The following is a 16304-nucleotide window of genomic DNA, read 5'->3' on the forward strand; positions in this document are numbered from 1 at the left end:
GATGGCGTGGCGACGCTACCCGGCAGCGGCTGCGCCGGCATCGGCGCGGTCACGATCGGGGTGTTCAGCGCGGTGCGGTCGCAGAGACGGGAGGCATATTTGAACCGCACATGTTGCAGCACCGACGCCTTCACCTCGACGTGCAACTGCTCGGTGACGGTCTCGCCCATCCGATGCATCCGATTGCGGCAGCACGGACAGTCCTTTTGATCCTCACCCAGATCATGTTCGACGCGTTGGCGCGGCAGATCGTCAGGCAGCGGCTTGCGGCCGCGTGTCTTCGGTGCCGGCTTTGGAGCCTCCCGCAATCCCGTGTCCGGCACGGCGACCGCCTCGACATCGTCGTCGTCCCGGCTTTCAGCGGCGGCCTGCTCGGCTTCGTTGAAGATGCGCTCCTTGAGCGTTTCGCTCTTCGGCGCGTAGCGGCGCAAGCGCTCCAGGCGCAACTGCTCCTCAAGATGCAGGACGCGTTGCGCGAGTTTCTCGTTCTCCGCCTTCAGCGCCGCGAGCTCGGCCGCGTGCGCCGCGATCAAGGCTTCCAGCTCGTGCGTCGTGGGCCTGCGACTCATCGTAGTCTTGAATCGAAGTCATGCCGCCGCGTCAACCGAGTTCCATGCGGTGGCCGGCGTCATCCGATAGCGCTGATGACGCCGCCCGCATCGAACACGCTCAGCCCAGGCTGTGATATTGCCGCACCGGATGACGACGTACCGCCGCGATGTTGATGCCGTCAAGCAGCCAGTGCAGCTCCTCCGTCGTCAGCGTTAGCACCGCCTCCTGACTTCGGGGCCAGTGGAATCTGTCGGCCTCCAGCCGCTTCAGCAGCTTCCAAAATCCTGACCGGTCATAAATCAGCAGCTTGATCCGGTCGCGGCGACGATTGCAGAACGCGAACACCGCGCGCTGGAACGGATCCAGCCCCATCGACTGCTCGACCACGATCGCCAGGCTGTTGATGCCCGCCCGGAAGTCAATCGGTTCGCGGTGAAGGTAGACCCGAAGATCAGAGGCCAGCCGGAACATCGCAACGCCCCAGCGCTTCAATCACCGCCGACAGCTAACTGCGCGTCGCCGCCTTCCAGCGAAAGCGTTCACGCCGTTGGGCATCGATGCCGTCAGCCGCCCTGCACAGGATCGCTCCGTCGCGCAAACCGCGATCGCGCCAGCAGATCGAGTTGGCGACGGCGACGGCGCGCGAACCGGAACAAAGGCTGGCGCAATCGGCGCCTCCGGCTGGCCATCCCCGTTCTGACGTTGTCGCTTGGCCACCCACTTGCGCAGCAGGTTCGCGTTCACGCCGTGTTGCAACGCCAGCCCCGCCAGCCCCGCCAGCGACACGCCAGGCTGCAGACAGGCCTCGACCAGCCGCTGTTTGCTGGCCGGATCATAGCGACGCCGCCCATTGCGCAACACGCCGACCGTCTCAAGTCTCAAAAGTTCTTCTGGAGTGATCATCGATGGTGTCCACCTCGTTCATGGTGGACACCTCATCCCATCCCCGCGCTCAACTGCATAGGTGCGTAGAAAGGAGCGCTTACCGCTTGTCGACGCCAGGTGAACAGCAGGCTATGAGCCACCCCGTGCCGGCGTGCCACCCCGCAGACCGTCTCGCCGGGCTGCAAGGTCTCTTCGACAAGGCGCACCTTCTCGTCCTAACTCCATCGCCGCCGACGCTCGGCGCCCAACACATTGACCTGCATTCCCGACGTGACCTTAAAGCTAGAGTTAAGGTCAAATCCTTAGGCCGCCCCGCAAACTACACAAGGCGGTCGCCGCCGGAGGGATACTCTCTAGCGACAGACTCTGACACTCTTTACGCACCCGCGCAATTACGCAGACATGGAGAAAACCGGAAGATGGGATTGAGCCGAAGGGAATGGGGGCGGAAGGCTGCAGTGAAGGTGCGGTCAGATATGCCTTGCGCCAAGGGCGTTTAGCGGCGCGGCCCGATGGCACGCTCGATCCATCTCAGCTCGGCTGGCGGTGGATGCGAGACTCCTCGGGAGAGAGGCCCTCAGCGTATTTCTTCCGGTAGTCGATGCCACCGAAAGGATACGGAGACGATCGGGATCGCCGCCACCTTCCATGGAAGTGGTCTGTGGAGGTGGCGATCCTCCTCAGTATCTTGGTCTCTAGAAAATGGGCGATGTTGATCCGATCGGCCCGATAGAGATCTGCGACGACCTTAACGCGAAACTCGCTGAATTTTGGGTTGGTGCGCAGGTTGGGCCGCGCGATGGCACCAGATGAAGCCGATGATGAGAACGCCGTCCTCCTAGATATCAACGATCCGATCGCGGTCGCCGGAAGGATAATCCATCTGGCGGTGACTTTTTACCAGGAAGACCTGAAGCGCCGGCGCCGGGAGACCGGGATCGTGTGTGTGAGGGACAAACGCCATGGCAAAGGGTAAGAGCGAGGACTGCGTAAACCAAGCGCCTCAGTTCGCGCGTGACGGATAGCTCGCAATCTTGCGAGTGAGCTGCCAAAGCTCGACCCTATTGGTCTTGGCTAATTGCTGTGGTCGCTGCTTAGCCGCTTCCTCATCAGCGCAAATCAGCCTTACGCAGTGCACTACATTCCCGTCGGGCTCGAACAAGTAGACCATGAACTCCTCGATCGAAGGGCTTCCAGTCACGCGCCGGCCGTGACTTTGAAGGTTATTGCTTGGTCCGATGGCGCTGCGCGCATGTCTTTGGTGGAGGTAGTCATTGCTCATGCTTAGCTGATCGCGACAACCGGCCGGCGTATTGCCCAGTTGCAAAGTTCCTGCATGGACATCGCTCGGATCTTATTTCCCGCCGGTTGCGCTCGACGATAGCTAGAATCAATTCTTCGGTGGCGATCAGAGCCAGCTCCATTTTTTCCTTAACAATAGTCGACGTATCTCGACCGATACTGTCGAGATGGTTCAGGGCCACCGCTTTGAAGCTATGGGCTAGGCGCTCCTCGGCATCGTCGCGTGCATAGTCTATAATAGTATCCAGGTGGGCGACGATTTGAGCCCGTTGCTCGGTCGGTTTTGGACCGTCAAGCAACGTTATCGCTCGAATAAAGGCCTCTTCAAGAGGGATCATATCAGGTTTCCTTTGTTGCTGGATTGGAAGCCGCAGTAGCTCGCACCGGTGCTGCAGATTAGCGAGGCTCGACGCGCAAAGGCAACTCCTCAGAAAAAGGAGTTGATGTTGCGCAATCTTGAGGGGCGACCATCATCGGCATGGATCGGTGTGCGGCGGGGGCGAGGCAATGCAGCGATCAAACCGGGGTGGTGTCCTAATTAGGCACCCTTCACAAATCACACCAACGAATTGGCCCCGGGCGATGGTGCCCGAGGTCTTTCACCTAGATGAGACTGCAATTTCTGCACACTACATCGCAAAACTGCTCCGCATTTAGTTCAAGGTGGATGGCGCGCCGTATGGCGCTCGCCTTCACGAACAACGACTGGGAGCATTAGGTTAGTCAAGCCGGACACGAATTCGATAGCTTTGCGAGCCTCCTCATCCCGCTGTCTCCGCGTTTGGTCATTTGGGACTTTCAACATTCTGTGTCATCAAACAAACAAGCGGAAGGCAAGAAGACAAGCGAAGTTGTCGGCGGGCTCTCGTACTCCAGTTCGACATCTGCAGCCGAGCAGTCCGTCTAGCACCCATAAAGGGAAGATGGCATCCACGTCACCTCAGTAGCACGCTTCTCCGGAGTGTATGCACAACGTAAAGCCCATTCAGCAGCACAAAACTGAGGTGCAAGGCGGCCTCCGACTTCACTATAAGACGACGGACGCGTAAGCCGGATGCGAGGCCGCACATTGCACTCTCTTCATGATGCTTCCACAACCAGATGTCTTGGTGAGATGAGTCAGCTGCATCTTCGATCCCAAGAGCGAGGAGGGGTGCGATGCCCGACGTTGAAGGTATTCCGTTTGATGCGCCCCTCTACCATGGGAGCAAAGACCGTGGCAGCACGTTCCTGCGCTGCCGAGCCATAAACCTTAAATTCAGCGTGGGCAACGAGGTGAGTCATCTATTGCCGAAGGGGTTAGTACCGTCAGCGAACCCCGCAATCAGCCATTGTTGGCGTCGCGAGCTATCCCTCAAGCACAGTGGGGTCATGCTTGGAGTGCTATTCAGGAACTCAAGTTAGTAATTCTGGCGGTCAGATTGGCTTTTACACTCCTTACATGTACGTGACAACGAATGGAGCTATCGCCCAAAGTTGGTGACCGGCGGGAATCGGTGAAGTGGCCCCCGGATTTGGGACCAGAAGCCTAGTTGGAATGTAGCCGTTCCGTTTGGTAAACGGAGCGGACGATGACGAAGAAGACGAGACGGAAGATCGACGCGGCGCTGAAGGCGACGATCGCTTTGGAGGCGCAGCGTGAACAGGTGAGCGTGGCCGATCTGGCGCAGCGCTAGGAGGTGCATCCCACCAGATTTATTCCTGGAAGAAGCAACTGCTGGATCAGGCGGCCAGAGCTTTTGATCCCGCTGGGGAGGCGGCGGACGTTGGTCGCGACCGTGAGATCGAGAAGCTGCATGCCACGATCGGGCAGTTGGTCGTGGAGCGGGATTTTTTAGCGAAGAGGTCCGGAAGATGAGCATCCCGGACCGCAGGGCGAAGCTCGACCGCGCGCATGGCGTGCTGTCGATCCGCCGCCAGTGCCGGCTGCTCGGGCTGTCGCGCTCGGGCGTTTACCGGACGCCGCAGCCGGCCAATGACGACGATCTGACGCTGATGCGCCAGATCGACGAACTGTTCACCGCGCGGCCGTTTCTGGGCTCGCGGCGGATGGCGTGGCTGCTGAGCGAGGATGGCGTTCCGATCAACCGCAAGCGCGTGCAGCGGCTGATGCGCAAGATGGGGATCGAGGCACTGGGGCCGAAGCCGCGCACCAGCAAGCCTGCGCCGGGGCACCTGATCTATCCCTAGCTGCTGCGCGGCTTGACCGTCGACCGGCCGAACCAGGTCAGGGCGACCGACATCACCTATATCCCGATCGGACGCGGCTTCCTCTATCTGGTGGCTGTGATCGATTGGGCGAGCCGGGCCGTGCTGAGCTGGCGCCTGTCCAATACGATGGACGTGTCGTTCTGCATCGACGCCCTGGAGGAGGCGCTGGCGCGGTTCGGGTTCACGTCCGGTTCTGAGAGAGCGCGGGGCTGCAATGCCCCGCGCCACTCACCTATCTCAAGGGTTATTCGGATGGCCACGAGGCCAAAGCCGGAATGCCCGATGGATCGAGTTTTACAATTTCCAGCGCCCCCATCAGGCGCTGGAAAACCGCGCGCCGATGACGGTCTGGCTTCCATTGACTTCCGTTCGAATATACTCCGCCGATGCCGCTAATTCTCTCGTGGGGCTTCGTCCTGTCGGTCTTACTGACGCAACGAACGCGTGCGAGTCTGGCGACGGGGCCTCTTCTTTCGCTGCAAAAGGAGCAACAAGGTTAGCGTTCAGTGGCGGACCATGCCGCCGACCAATTCAGGTAGTTGCCCCGGTTCTAGCTAGAGATACCATGAGTTTTATCGTATGAGAACGTCTTCTCTCGGACCGATTGCATTGGTGAATTCAAACCGTGTCGCTGTCTATAAAGCTATCGGATGTAGTCTGGCTTCGGCCGCCCTTTTTACCATTATGGTGGTGCTTATCAAAGGAATGGGTCCACAGTATCCAATTGGACAGATTTTGTTCGTTCGTAGCTTGTTCGCTATGGTCCCAACCTTGTGGTTGGCATATCGGCTGAGCGGATGGCAGGAGCTGCGCACTAGGCGGATTAGCGCTCATCTCTATCGCTCGGGTGCTGGCATATGCTCGATGTTCTTCACTTTCACCGCTCTCAGCATGATCCCGTTAGCAACAGTCATGGCGCTAAGCTACGTTGCACCGATATTCGTTACGATCCTAGCTATTCCCATGCTTGGCGAAACCGTGCCGCTCCATCGCTGGGCCGCCGTGATCATCGGCTTTGCTGGCGTTCTCTTGGTCGTTCATCCAGATGTTAGCGGCATCTCGCTCGGCGCTGTTCTGTCGCTGGCCGGCGCGTTGACTGCCGCGCTCGCGATGATTTTTATCCGCAGGATGGCTGATACCGAGTCAAGCACTGCGACCGCTTTCTATTTCACACTGGCGGGAGTCGTCGTTGGCGCAGCCACCTTGCCCTTTGCAAATGTTTGGCCAGAACTCGCTGATATACCGACTTTGATTGCTATCGGGCTTGTCGGCGGCATCGGGCAGATCCTGGTAACTATGGCTTACCAGTTGGGGGCTGCTTCGATGGTCGCGCCCTTCGGCTATGTCTCGTTAGTTTTCTCACTTGGTATCGGTTTCATTATCTGGGGTGAACTTCCTACCATGATCGAATTATTTGGTATCTTCGTTATAACTATCTCCGGCTTTGTCACTGCTTTCTATGAGCGACAACGATGAACGTTGCCCTTCACAACGCGCTTTGCGGAGATCAAGAATGCCGACGGAACTCACCACGTAAACCTGACATCATTGCTGAGAGGAATGCGCTGCAGGCCATAGATTGCGCGGCTTTCAACAGCGTTCGCCTATCCTTCGGCACGAGCCGCCCGCCCAGAAGACGAATCTCTGTCACTACGCTCGCGAGATCCGCTTCGGGGCACTATCCTGTAAAACCATAAATGAAAGAGGATATCATATGGGCAATCATAGGTGGAGGACATGGTGGTCAATCCATGGCTGGTCATCTAGCCATCATGGGATGTCGCGTTAGATTGTACAATAGAACGGCGAGAACAATTGAAGAGATAAACAAACTTGGTGGGATCAACATTGACGGCGCTCTCCAAGGTTTTGGCGGACTTGAACTCGCGACTACGGACATCGGCGAAGCGCTCGCAGGGGCACACGTTGTGGTGGTGGTCACCCCAGCAACCGCGCATGCTGAGATAGCGACCAAGTGCGCTTCGCACTTGGTTGACGGGCAGATCGTTTTCCTTCATCCGGGTGCGATGTGCGGGGCTATAGAATTCCGCGAGATTCTCCGAAATGCGGGTTGCACCGCAAATATCCCAGTTGCGGAAAGCAATCATCTTCTCTACGCGTGCAGAAGTGGGAAACCTGGTTACGCCGAAATCCTTGCCATCAAGAAGGATGTATTACTTGCCACGTTGCCGGCAAACAAGAATAACGAAATCCTGGAATTGCTCAACGAGGTGTTCCCGCAGATTCGGGGTGCAAGAAATGTCCTGGAAACGAGCCTGTCCAATGGCGCTGTCATAATGCATCCGGCCCCCACGATCTTTAACCTCTCCATGATCGAATCTCAGCACGACTGGCTTTACTATTCAGAAGGTATCACCCCCACCATTGGAGCCTTTGCGGAAGATATCGACCAGGAACGCGTAGCTCTTGGGAAGTCTTTCGACTTTGACTTGCCCTCTGTGCGCGAGCTGTACCGATTAATTTACGGTGTGCAGGGCGAAAGCCTTTCCGAAATCTGTCGCAAGAATCCGGCCTACGAGAAGATTAGGGGGCAGAAAGACCTGCGGACGAGATATATTCTTGAAGATATCCCGTTCGGCCTCGTTCCCATGATCGAATTGGGCAGGATGCAGGGATTGTCGATGAGCCGAATGAAGTTGATCGCAGAACTTGGCCAATATCTGCTAAAAGACAATTCATTCTTGTCACATGCGCGTACCCTGGCGAACCTGGGCCTCGGCAATATGACATCTGAAGAGTTTGCCATGTTCGTTCAAACGGGTGAGCGACCCGTCCGCCATCGTGGTTCGCCCGCCATGTGTCGGCATAGCCGCCGCGCTTGACCGCGACCCATCCCGCGTCGCGTTCGAGAGAGTGCGCCAGGGCGACACAGTTGACCGCCCGGCGCAGATGCATTTGGCCGAGCAGGTAGCGGGCGGGCCAGCAGATCGCCGCCTCCATCCGCGTGACATCGCTGAAGGACGGCAGCAGGCGCGTGCGGTTCTGCATCCGCATCGTTTTCTCGAGTTCGCCTTGCGCCTGTTGAGCGAGCAAGTCCTCGAACTCGTAATTGTAGGCAGGCCACGGAGCGCCATAGCCCGCGACCGCGCGTATCGGGATCAGACGCAGCGTTCGCATCGCCTCGGCGAGACGCGTGCCCACGTGCGGGCCGCACCAGACCGAAGGCGCGACGTCCCCTATCACGGCCTCTTCGAGCGGGTTGAATTTCGGCGGTTCGTCGCGCCGGATCAGAATGCAGTCCATGTTTTACCTCTGTTTGGCGCATAGAGCTCGCGAACAAGCCGCTCACGATACGCCTGTTGCTTCCGTGTTTGTCGATCAGTGTCGGCTGCAGACGACAGCCCATGCTCCAGCTTGTGGCAGTCAGCGCAGACCGCTTCCAGGTCTTCGAGGCGCTCGCGAAAAATTCGCTCATAGGTGCGGTGATGCACCTCCCGCGCCAAGTCGCCGCAGCGCTGGCAACCGCCGTGCTCGCGCTCAATGACGGCGTCCGCCTTGGTGCGCCATTGCTCTGATCGCAGATAGGCGTCGTAATCCGTCATTCGCCGCGCTCAAAATTGTAGCTTGCTGTTGCTGCTTTGCGGGCGTTCTCTTCGCGAGGTTGCAGTCGGCAAACCGCCCAGTGTCGCTCTGAAACTCGAGTCCGAACTTGGTTGCGTACCCAAGCTCTTCGAACCGAGATTTCTTGTGATGCAGCTCGGTGTTGAACTCGCGCTCGCCCTTGTCGTTGAACAGCCGACGCCGATGCACCACAAACCCCTGGTCGACCATGTTGTCCCAGTGCTTCGATCCGTGGATGTGCTCCAGCTCCGGCGGATCGCTGCGCCTGTAGCCATCTCCTGCCTTGGCCGGATGCGCGAGGATCTGCACATGGCAGTCGAGGTCGACGGCGAAATTGTACAGCTCGCGCAGGCACCGGCCGATAGTCGGTCTCGCTTTCGCGCGGCTCGCGGTTCGCTTCCAGCCGATTCCAGGGATCGATCTGCAGGAATCCGGACGCTGTGGCGATGCACAGCAGCCTCCGCCTGCGACAACAGCCATTGCAGATCAGGCCACCGGTCCGGATGGGCCCATAAACAGATAGTGCTCATTGATCCAGCGGTCCGCATCGGCGATCTCCCTGTCGGTCGTCACCGACAAGGTGCCAGCCGCGAGCTTGCAGCGGTGTCCCCAACTGTTGAACCCCGGGGACCAGATCGTCATCGGCGGCGGATCCGGCAGATCGCTCATTCCGGTACAGGCCGCTCGTCGGCTACGGCAACGGGCCATAAAGCACCAACTCGCGCACCGCCTGCGCGCCATCGCTGCGCAGATGATCGTTGGCGTCCTTTGAACCTTCCGGCCAGTTGACGAAATAGAACCGCGCGATGCCGAACAGTTGGGCCGTGGCCGCGCGCAGCTTCAAACCGGCGCTGTCCTGATCGCCGCACCAGATGATCCGCTTATGCCCACGAGCCTGGGTGCGGGTTCGCCCAAACGGCGTCGGAAGCGATGGTGGCCAGCCCGTCCTCGAAGACCAGGGCTGGCCGCCTCTACCCCGAGAGAGTCGGGCGACACTCACCTCGTCCCCTCTAGAAGCGCGCGTATGCGTGCAGCGATCCGCCGCGCGTCCTTCGGCCTAAGATTGGGCTTCACGCTATCGAGTATGCCCAACACTGCCTGAGCCTCCTCGGCATCAAATGTCGCGAGTTGGCGATCTGCCAGGCTCAAAGACTGATCGGCGACCCGGGCCTGATTGGCTGCAAGCACCTCAAGCGCTTGCGACTGTAGGGCCGTGATCTGCCGCTCGAATACATCGGTTGGCCCCCGGCTGAAGTTTAGCGGCCACGTGGCTCGGCGCCCGTCTGGAGAAAAAAGCGTTGTCCCTATCCCGCGCCGCTAACTCCACCGCCAGCCTCACAACAGCGGAAGAAGCTGACGGCGGGATACATTCATCGAAAAAAGCCGTGCCACAACTACCAGAACCGGTTGCCGCATCACAGCCGCGGGTCGCTGGGAGTGCGGGCGGGACTCGGCGCGGAGAAGGATGCGAGACACCTACTAGGATTGGTCGGCCACTAACCCACGCCCGAGGTCTAAACTGAGGCTCTTTTTTCTTGCAGATGGGAGAGACCCGAGTGATCAGCCGCATACGAATTCAATGCATCAACAAGACTGACAGGCAGAACCCTCACGAGCGAGTCAAAAACGTTGGCGGAGTAAATCCGGACGGGTCCAGGTGGAAGCAATCCGTCAATGCCACGATCAAAGAAATCGAAAACGGTGTATGGGAGTTCTATGTCGAAGAAGAACACAAGGCCAATGTGATCGTGGCCGTCCACAACGGGCACAAGTACATCAAGACGAGGGGGTCAGGCGGCGGCGGACAGAACGACGTAGGCGGGCGGCAGCTTCTTGCCTATGGCCTTGGCCCCGGCCGCCGTGACAACGAAGACGCGCATCGAGCCGAAATCGCGTTCGGGGTTGCGGACCATGTAGCCCTTGCCGATAAGGCGCTGTGCGACACCGATGTCTTCGCCGTTGTCATGAGCGGCGACGAAGTTGCGGCTGATCGAGTTGCCGTGTTCGAGCCCGAGCGCGCGGCGCGTGATCATCTTTTCCTGAATGCGTGAGCAGGTATTCGGTCACGGCGCTCCCCTTCAGCTGAACAAGGCGTTCTGATCCGAGTGCATTGCCTGCGGCGCGGAGCGAAGCGGTTTTGCGGGGGGGGGCTGCGGGAGATCGACGGCGGTCAGGCTGTCCTCGTGAGCCGTCATGCCGCTGACGTTCTTCCGGCGGTCGTGCCGATCTTGACGAGTTCCGAGACGCGCGGACGGATCGCCAGGACGCTTTCCTTCAGTTGCTTGGCGATCTCGTCAGCCGTCAGGCGGTAGCCGTTGAGCATCAGTTCGATGATCGCGATGCGGAGCATCGCTGCCCGGCTGACAATCTTCTCGGCGGCGTCACTCGAAGCGCCACCGCCCTTCGATCCCGGCGTGTTCAGATAATTTTGAGACATACACAAAGCTCTCCCGTTCGCCCTGAAGGGCGTTGTTCAGATCAGCGACGTGCGGTGTGGATTTCTCGTCCCCGTCCGGCGTGAATCACGCCGGTCCCGCCGGAATCAATGGATAGTCGACGGATTATCCGTCACGCAAGAGTTTTGATAGGCATCTTGACGGACGGCCGCTGGCCCATCGTTAGCGAGCCGGAAAGAGCAGGCCGATCTCGCGCATGGAAATCGCCAACTCCATATTATCTTTTGGGGCCGGTTTCGGTTATGCGCGGAAACGTCCGCAAAACTAAACCCCTGCTTTCGATAGGGCCTGCGAGACCATTGGAGGGTATCCCCTATATATAAGATAGTAATATATAGTCGTAATATATTCTGATGAAGATATGTGTGTAGGGGATTACGTCTATGTATAGGGGCGAAACCCCGGAGTCGTCAGTTGATGTTTTGCTGGATGATGGATGAGTCCGTCACTTCGACGGATGGAAGTGGATATTATCCGATGCGCAGGAAGGTCATGTCGGAGTGGGACGCCAAGGCGGCGTTCCTCAAGTGCCGGACGATGGTTGGTCCTTCGTTGGCTTCGCCAGCGCCTTGCCGTGCCATCCTAGTGAGGCAGAGGCCATCGCGCGGTATCTGCACCGGAAGAAGCTGATCTGGCTCTCGATGCGCGCTGGACACGGCAGAGTGTTCCCGGCGGCGATGCGTTCCGGTCGAGGTCGCCCGAGGGCGAGGGGAGTCGAGCAGCCGCCGTTGATTGATCCGGAACTGGCTGGCTTCCTCACCCAGGCGCATCCCACGTTCCTGAAGATCAGGCTCTTGCTCGGCCGCGATCCCGGCGGGGCATGGAACGAGCATCAGGCGCTCAAGGCCGAGATCAAGTTCGCCATCGCGGTCGAGGCGACGAACCTCATCAACCTCTGCCGCACGTTCGCCAAGGAACACCCCGCCATTCCCGTTGCCGCGCTCCGTGATGCACTCTGGCTCGATAGGCCGCACACCATGCCCATCGTCGCGCAGACGCAGCCCGATCTTGCCCCGGCCTGGCTCAGAGCATTTCGCCTAGCAGCCGAAGGGGAGGCGGCGGCTCTCGAAGAATCTGACCGACGAAGAGCGGATGATCTCCTACATTGAAGCCGCCGGCGCATCCGGCATTGCCGCCTACGAGATCGCCAACAAGGGCAAGATCGCTCGCGACCGGGTCGCCATCATCGGCGAGATGTTCGAGAACATGGGCACCAATCGGTCGGCTGTGGTCCGCACGTCGGATCGTGGACGCAAGGGGACGCGATACTTCATGCGGAAGTACGGCCAGCCGGTGATCGGCGAGGGCGGCAGGCTACTTTACTGTCGCGACTTGGCGATCTGACAGGCGCAGAGCCTGATCGGCCGCGCGCGCCTGATTGGTTGCAAGCACCGCACGCGCTTGCGACCGCAGGGATGTGATGTGCCGATCAAAGCTCAACGAGCGAAGGTTTGGAGGGTTGATTGTCACCGCCCATGCGGACCCATAGTAGAAGTTAGCGGCACGTGACTCGGCGCTTTGTCGGAAGCGCTGTCCCTACCACGCACCGCTAACTTCACCACGGTCAGCCTCAAGCAGCGGAAGAAGCTGACGGGGTGTGGTATCATTCGGCGAACGCCCTAGCACAACTACCAGGACTGATCGTTATCCCTTGTTCATCAGTATCGGTCCTGAAGTCGCGCGAGCGCGGCTCGTCACTTTGATGGCAGGCGATGTCCTACCGCGCTCACACTGCCGGGGAAGTTAGCGGCGACGTGACCCTGAACGCCTTCCGCTCAGCAAGGAAAGCGCTGTCCCTATCACGTGCCGCTAACTTCAGTAGTCAGCCTCGGCGTCAAGAGGCCAACCACCCGGCTTTCCCGTGAGGGCTGTCACACCACGGGATAAAGCGGATTATAGCGGGAGAGGGGTCGTGGGGAGACCTACCAGGTTTAGTGCTTGCCGGTGCCCACGTGAAATCTCACAGTCTTCATCGCTCCAGGCGGCACAGTCTTCATCGCTCTAGGCGGCGCAGAGTCGGCGCTCTAGTGTTTAGCGCCGGTGCAAAGATCGCGCGGCACGTGGTTGTGTCTTGCTTTCGACCTTAATCCCCACAGCGACTGACTTCGTGACGCGCGCCTTACCTACATACTCTTGTAGCTGACCAGTTCGTGCTCTCTTGGCTGAATCGCTGTCGGGACGCACCCTATCCCAGTCGCGAGCCCAATCGCCGGATGGAGTGTAGCCATGACGAATGAGCCGGATGTTCCCTCGGACGTATTGCTCAGATCGAACTGAATGAAATGGCCGCGATCTGTATTGAGCAGATGGATGACGAAATCACGCTCGTCATTGCAAGTATTGTCGGCGTTCACTTCCAAGTGACAGTGGACCAGGCGCTTGAGCTATCTCGGGCTCTCGCTGTTTCCGTGGAGAAAGCGCGTCAGTCGCTGCTTTCAACGAGGTATCATAGCGCGTTGCCACCCCACGGCGTTGATCGATCCTGTTGAAAGATCCGCTCGACCTGGTTGCGAGCTCTCAGGAGACGATCTCCAAGGGGGCCATGGAGCGGAAAACGGGGTAGTTCTTTGAATGAAGACGTCAAACGTGTCGTAATTAACGACCTCGATAACACGCTATTCGACTGAGTTGACTTATGGCATTCACCGCATGATGGCGACGGTCAACGAAATTAGGCGGCATCAGCTTCGATGACCTGAAGCCCGAAATCAACACCTCGTGCAGCAACCCCGCCTCCGGCTCAAGTGACCAAGAACGTCCATTGGTCATGTCCTTTGTCGCAGGAGCAAAGATACCGAGTCAACAACAACAGTTCGTTCTTGACGCTCGTCAAGCAAGGCAGTGCGCCGGTCGTGAAGCTCGTCAAGGTGCTCGGCAATCGAACGGTGCGTCTCCTGCCATTCGAGATGGCGGCAGTGGTGAAACGACCATTAGCGCCATCAACCGCGGGGGGGGATGGGGCCTCTGGCGTTATGTCATCACTGAATCTCCGTCTGACCAACCAAATCAGGTAGGCACGCGACGAGCGGCTTTGGCGCTACAGTTCTTGCTGGTCCCTGGAGCTTGACGGCACCCCACGGAAGGAGCGGTGGTCAGGCGGCAAGTCTGGCCATCAAGGTTAGCCGCGTGGCAGGGACGGCGCTTCGTTTATGCGACGTCCAAGGCGCCGAGTCATGTCGCGGCCAGCTCTCCGGCAGCGCGGGCGCGGTAGGGACAGCGTCGTTTCGCATGTTTCGCGACGTCGAGTCGCGCTCGCGCGGCTTCCGGTCCGCGCGGGCGCAGCGGCCCTTCCAGCCGAGCCGATCACAAATGGAGCCAGTGCGGTGATGGCGAAGTAACAGGATGTTAGCGATTGGACGCACTACCGAGATCAAAATCGACAAGACGGCGGCCGTCATAGTTCAGCAGATGGACGATGAAATCGCCTTTTCTGAAGAACTGTTCTTCGGTAGCGGCGCCGCAAAATCTGGAAGTCTCACGTCATGCGCAAGGTATCGATTACTACCGTTCTGATGCTCGTCTCATGCAATGCTATCGCAAACGACGATTTGATGATGACAGCCAGACAGATCTTCAAACCGATCCCTTCTGCTATCCCCACCCTAAAGGACAATCCCGTGACGACCGAGAAAGCGGAGCTCGGGAAGATGCTGTTCTTCGACCCTCGTCTGTCGGCGAGTGGGATCATTAGCTGCAATACGTGCCACAATCTTGGAACCGGCGGCGTCGACGCGGGTCCAACGTCAGTTGGTCACGGTTGGCAACGGGGAGCGCGGCGGGCGCCAACCGTCTACAATTCAGTGTTCAATGTCGCGCAATTCTGGGACGGACGCGCGCCGGATCTTAAGGCACAAGCCAAGGGGCCCGTTCAGGCGAGCGCCGAAATGAATGCGACTGCGGATCACGTAACGACCACACTGAATTCGATGGAAGATTATGTTGGCAGGTTCAAGCAAGCATTCCCGCTTGATACACCGCCGGTCACCTTCGACAATTTCGCGAAAGCGCTCGAGGCTTTCGAAGCGACGCTCACGACACCAGCAGCTCCGTTCGACCGATATCTGAACGGCGATGGCAACGCGCTGGATGGCAACCAAAAGGCGGGATTGCGGCTGTTCATGGACAAAGGCTGCGCCTCCTGCCACAACGGAATCAATATTGGTGGGCAGGAGTTTTTCCCGTTCGGCGTGATTGAAAGACCAGACAGCAAACTGCTTCCCGCAGCCGACCAGGGGCGTTTCGCGGTCACGAAGGCCTTCAGCGACCGATACGTGTTCCGCGCCGCCCCTTTGCGCAACGTAGCCTTGCGAGCTCCCTACTTCCATTCGGGTCAGGTTTGGACGCTCCAGGAAGCCGTCGGCATTATGAGTGAGGTCCAGCTCGGCGCCGAGCTCACCGAGAAGGAGACGAACGATATCGTTGCGTTTCTTAATTCACTGAGCGGCCGTTTGCCCAAGATCGAATATCCGATACTGCCAACGCGCACAAAGGAGACGCCGCCACCGTCCTTAGACAGATAGTGCCCTTGTTCACTATCCTGAGTGTTCTACGGTTTAGTTGCGGCGACGCAGCTCCGCTTTGTAGCTGCCGCAAGCCGGCGCGCGTTCAGGCTCATCGAACCGATCTCTGAGGATCGCACTGCTCCCTGTGTCAAGCGACGTCCGGATTTAACCCCGTAGCGACATGAAGAAGTGACCCCCTTGTTGTTTTGGCGGATGTGGAGCAAGCCGCTCGCGGAGCGCGCCCCCATAGCGCCGTAGCGAGCGAGCGGCTTGCTTCACGACGTTTTCTCCGATTTAGCTTCTTGCGCCGCGGCCTTCTGTAAAAGCCCGCTACGACGCTTTTCCTTCAAGCGGTAGCTGTCGCCGCGGATTGTGATCACGTGACTGTGGTGTAACAGGCGACCAAGGATCGCGGTGGCGACCACAGGGTCGCCGAAGACTGAGCCCCACTCGCCGACGCTGCGGTTGCTGGTGAGCAGGATCGCGCCTCTCTCGTAACGGCGGCTGACGAGCTGGACGAAAGAGATGTGCGGCATTGGGCTCAAAGGGCAGATAGCCGAGTTCGTCGATGATCAGGAGCTTTGGCTTGGCAAATTGCGCGAGCCTCTCGTCAAGCCTGCCTTCGCTGTGTCCTTTGGCAAGTTGCGCAACGACCGTCGTGGCTGCGACGAACTGCACGGAATGCCCAGTCAGGATCGCTTCACGCCCCAGCGCGACCGCCAGGTGCGTCTTGCCAACGCCAGGCGGCCCAAGCAGCAGCACGTTCTCGCCATTGGCAATCCAGCGCGCGCCAGCAAGCTCACGTACCTGCTTG

The 16304-nt window shown here is 59.0% G+C and carries 17 protein-coding genes and 3 pseudogenes; 8 read left to right on the forward strand and 12 right to left on the reverse strand.

What is annotated here, in order from left to right:
* The 4 genes from ACM43_RS10760 to ACM43_RS38835 form a co-directional block, all read right to left on the reverse strand.
* The coding region (locus tag ACM43_RS10760) for an IS66 family transposase zinc-finger binding domain-containing protein (protein WP_271539981.1) at window positions 1-569 on the reverse strand (569 nt) is incomplete at its 3' end.
* Between the two features lie 100 nt (window positions 570-669).
* Window positions 670-1023, reverse strand: coding sequence for an IS66 family insertion sequence element accessory protein TnpB (gene tnpB / locus ACM43_RS10765; RefSeq protein ID WP_036032419.1), 354 nt, complete (start codon window positions 1021-1023; stop codon window positions 670-672).
* 21 nt (window positions 1024-1044) lie between these two features.
* The gene (gene tnpA / locus ACM43_RS10770) at window positions 1045-1455 is read right to left on the reverse strand and encodes an IS66-like element accessory protein TnpA (protein ID WP_148090219.1); all 411 of its coding nucleotides are present in this window, start codon (window positions 1453-1455) and stop codon (window positions 1045-1047) included.
* Window positions 1456-1487: 32 nt separating this feature from the next.
* Entirely contained in the window at window positions 1488-1643 is a 156-nt protein-coding gene (locus ACM43_RS38835; RefSeq protein ID WP_081493138.1) for a transposase, read from the reverse strand.
* Between the two features lie 581 nt (window positions 1644-2224).
* Between ACM43_RS38835 and ACM43_RS10780 the strand changes: the two genes are divergently transcribed.
* The gene (locus ACM43_RS10780) at window positions 2225-2413 is read left to right on the forward strand and encodes a hypothetical protein (protein WP_124163396.1); all 189 of its coding nucleotides are present in this window, start codon (window positions 2225-2227) and stop codon (window positions 2411-2413) included.
* A gap of 295 nt (window positions 2414-2708) precedes the next feature.
* Here the strand turns inward: ACM43_RS10780 and ACM43_RS10785 are convergent, their stop codons facing one another.
* The gene (locus ACM43_RS10785) at window positions 2709-3077 is read right to left on the reverse strand and encodes a hypothetical protein (protein ID WP_260374211.1); all 369 of its coding nucleotides are present in this window, start codon (window positions 3075-3077) and stop codon (window positions 2709-2711) included.
* Window positions 3078-4310: 1233 nt separating this feature from the next.
* On the opposite strand from ACM43_RS10785, the pseudogene ACM43_RS38840 reads away from it, so the two are divergent.
* The 3 genes and pseudogenes from ACM43_RS38840 to ACM43_RS10800 form a co-directional block, all read left to right on the forward strand.
* Window positions 4311-5290, forward strand: a pseudogene (locus ACM43_RS38840) (IS3 family transposase); the annotation flags it as partial.
* Window positions 5291-5529: 239 nt separating this feature from the next.
* Window positions 5530-6426, forward strand: coding sequence for a DMT family transporter (locus ACM43_RS10795; protein WP_081493104.1), 897 nt, complete (start codon window positions 5530-5532; stop codon window positions 6424-6426).
* Window positions 6427-6647: 221 nt separating this feature from the next.
* On the forward strand, window positions 6648-7793 hold the full coding sequence (locus ACM43_RS10800; RefSeq protein ID WP_271539990.1) for an NAD/NADP-dependent octopine/nopaline dehydrogenase family protein: 1146 nt from the start codon (window positions 6648-6650) through the stop codon (window positions 7791-7793).
* A 405-nt stretch (window positions 7794-8198) separates the two neighbouring features.
* Here ACM43_RS10800 and ACM43_RS10805 read toward each other — a convergent pair whose 3' ends face one another.
* Genes ACM43_RS10805 through ACM43_RS10820 form a run of 4 tightly spaced genes read right to left on the reverse strand, consistent with a single transcriptional unit; the run spans window position 8199 to window position 9376 of the window.
* Window positions 8199-8513 (reverse strand): hypothetical protein, encoded by a 315-nt coding sequence (locus ACM43_RS10805; protein ID WP_124163402.1) that lies wholly within the window; start codon window positions 8511-8513, stop codon window positions 8199-8201.
* Window positions 8449-9012: a hypothetical protein gene (locus ACM43_RS10810; protein ID WP_124163403.1), complete on the reverse strand. Its 564-nt coding sequence runs from the start codon at window positions 9010-9012 to the stop codon at window positions 8449-8451. The genes ACM43_RS10805 and ACM43_RS10810 overlap by 65 nt, the downstream gene beginning before the upstream one ends.
* A gap of 6 nt (window positions 9013-9018) precedes the next feature.
* Entirely contained in the window at window positions 9019-9201 is a 183-nt protein-coding gene (locus ACM43_RS10815; protein ID WP_036031881.1) for a hypothetical protein, read from the reverse strand.
* Window positions 9202-9223: 22 nt separating this feature from the next.
* Window positions 9224-9376 carry a hypothetical protein gene (locus ACM43_RS10820; RefSeq protein ID WP_271539993.1) on the reverse strand — a complete coding sequence of 51 codons (153 nt, stop codon included), beginning with the start codon at window positions 9374-9376 and terminating at the stop codon, window positions 9224-9226.
* A gap of 697 nt (window positions 9377-10073) precedes the next feature.
* Here ACM43_RS10820 and ACM43_RS10825 point away from each other — a divergent pair.
* A pseudogene (locus ACM43_RS10825) lies at window positions 10074-10268 on the forward strand (DUF3892 domain-containing protein); the annotation flags it as partial.
* Window positions 10269-10322: 54 nt separating this feature from the next.
* On the opposite strand, the gene ACM43_RS10830 reads toward ACM43_RS10825, so the two are convergent.
* Both ACM43_RS10830 and ACM43_RS10835 read right to left on the reverse strand, forming a co-directional pair.
* Window positions 10323-10565 carry a hypothetical protein gene (locus ACM43_RS10830; protein ID WP_162130869.1) on the reverse strand — a complete coding sequence of 81 codons (243 nt, stop codon included), beginning with the start codon at window positions 10563-10565 and terminating at the stop codon, window positions 10323-10325.
* Between the two features lie 158 nt (window positions 10566-10723).
* Complete coding sequence (locus tag ACM43_RS10835) at window positions 10724-10969, reverse strand: hypothetical protein (protein ID WP_124163405.1); 246 nt, start codon at window positions 10967-10969, stop codon at window positions 10724-10726.
* Window positions 10970-11716: 747 nt separating this feature from the next.
* Between ACM43_RS10835 and ACM43_RS10840 the strand changes: the two genes are divergently transcribed.
* The 3 genes from ACM43_RS10840 (at window position 11717) to ACM43_RS10850 (ending at window position 15508) form a co-directional block, all read left to right on the forward strand.
* Window positions 11717-12097, forward strand: a complete 381-nt coding sequence (locus ACM43_RS10840; protein WP_271539996.1) for a hypothetical protein — start codon at window positions 11717-11719, stop codon at window positions 12095-12097.
* Complete coding sequence (locus tag ACM43_RS10845; RefSeq protein ID WP_124163407.1) at window positions 12081-12332, forward strand: hypothetical protein; 252 nt, start codon at window positions 12081-12083, stop codon at window positions 12330-12332. The genes ACM43_RS10840 and ACM43_RS10845 overlap by 17 nt, the downstream gene beginning before the upstream one ends.
* A 2138-nt stretch (window positions 12333-14470) precedes the next feature.
* Window positions 14471-15508 carry a cytochrome-c peroxidase gene (locus ACM43_RS10850; RefSeq protein ID WP_050996292.1) on the forward strand — a complete coding sequence of 346 codons (1038 nt, stop codon included), beginning with the start codon at window positions 14471-14473 and terminating at the stop codon, window positions 15506-15508.
* Window positions 15509-15765: 257 nt separating this feature from the next.
* On the opposite strand, the pseudogene istB reads toward ACM43_RS10850, so the two are convergent.
* Window positions 15766-16304 (reverse strand): annotated as a pseudogene (gene istB / locus ACM43_RS10855) (IS21-like element helper ATPase IstB); the annotation flags it as partial.

Source organism: Bradyrhizobium sp. CCBAU 45321 (assembly GCF_028128975.1).
Taxonomy (GTDB): domain Bacteria; phylum Pseudomonadota; class Alphaproteobacteria; order Rhizobiales; family Xanthobacteraceae; genus Bradyrhizobium; species Bradyrhizobium yuanmingense.

Bases quoted from the DNA above. Each gene is read 5' to 3' on its own strand.
- tnpB (WP_036032419.1), bottom strand. From the start codon at position 1,023: ATGTTCCGGCTGGCCTCTGATCTTCGGGTCTACCTTCACCGCGAACCG.
- tnpA (WP_148090219.1), bottom strand. From the start codon at position 1,455: ATGATCACTCCAGAAGAACTTTTGAGACTTGAGACGGTCGGCGTGTTG.
- ACM43_RS10785 (WP_260374211.1), bottom strand. From the start codon at position 3,077: ATGATCCCTCTTGAAGAGGCCTTTATTCGAGCGATAACGTTGCTTGAC.
- ACM43_RS10795 (WP_081493104.1), top strand. From the start codon at position 5,530: ATGAGAACGTCTTCTCTCGGACCGATTGCATTGGTGAATTCAAACCGT.
- ACM43_RS10800 (WP_271539990.1), top strand. From the start codon at position 6,648: ATGAAAGAGGATATCATATGGGCAATCATAGGTGGAGGACATGGTGGT.
- ACM43_RS10805 (WP_124163402.1), bottom strand. From the start codon at position 8,513: ATGACGGATTACGACGCCTATCTGCGATCAGAGCAATGGCGCACCAAG.
- ACM43_RS10810 (WP_124163403.1), bottom strand. From the start codon at position 9,012: ATGGCTGTTGTCGCAGGCGGAGGCTGCTGTGCATCGCCACAGCGTCCG.
- ACM43_RS10815 (WP_036031881.1), bottom strand. From the start codon at position 9,201: ATGAGCGATCTGCCGGATCCGCCGCCGATGACGATCTGGTCCCCGGGG.
- ACM43_RS10830 (WP_162130869.1), bottom strand. From the start codon at position 10,565: ATGATCACGCGCCGCGCGCTCGGGCTCGAACACGGCAACTCGATCAGC.
- ACM43_RS10835 (WP_124163405.1), bottom strand. From the start codon at position 10,969: ATGTCTCAAAATTATCTGAACACGCCGGGATCGAAGGGCGGTGGCGCT.
- ACM43_RS10845 (WP_124163407.1), top strand. From the start codon at position 12,081: ATGATCTCCTACATTGAAGCCGCCGGCGCATCCGGCATTGCCGCCTAC.
- ACM43_RS10850 (WP_050996292.1), top strand. From the start codon at position 14,471: ATGCGCAAGGTATCGATTACTACCGTTCTGATGCTCGTCTCATGCAAT.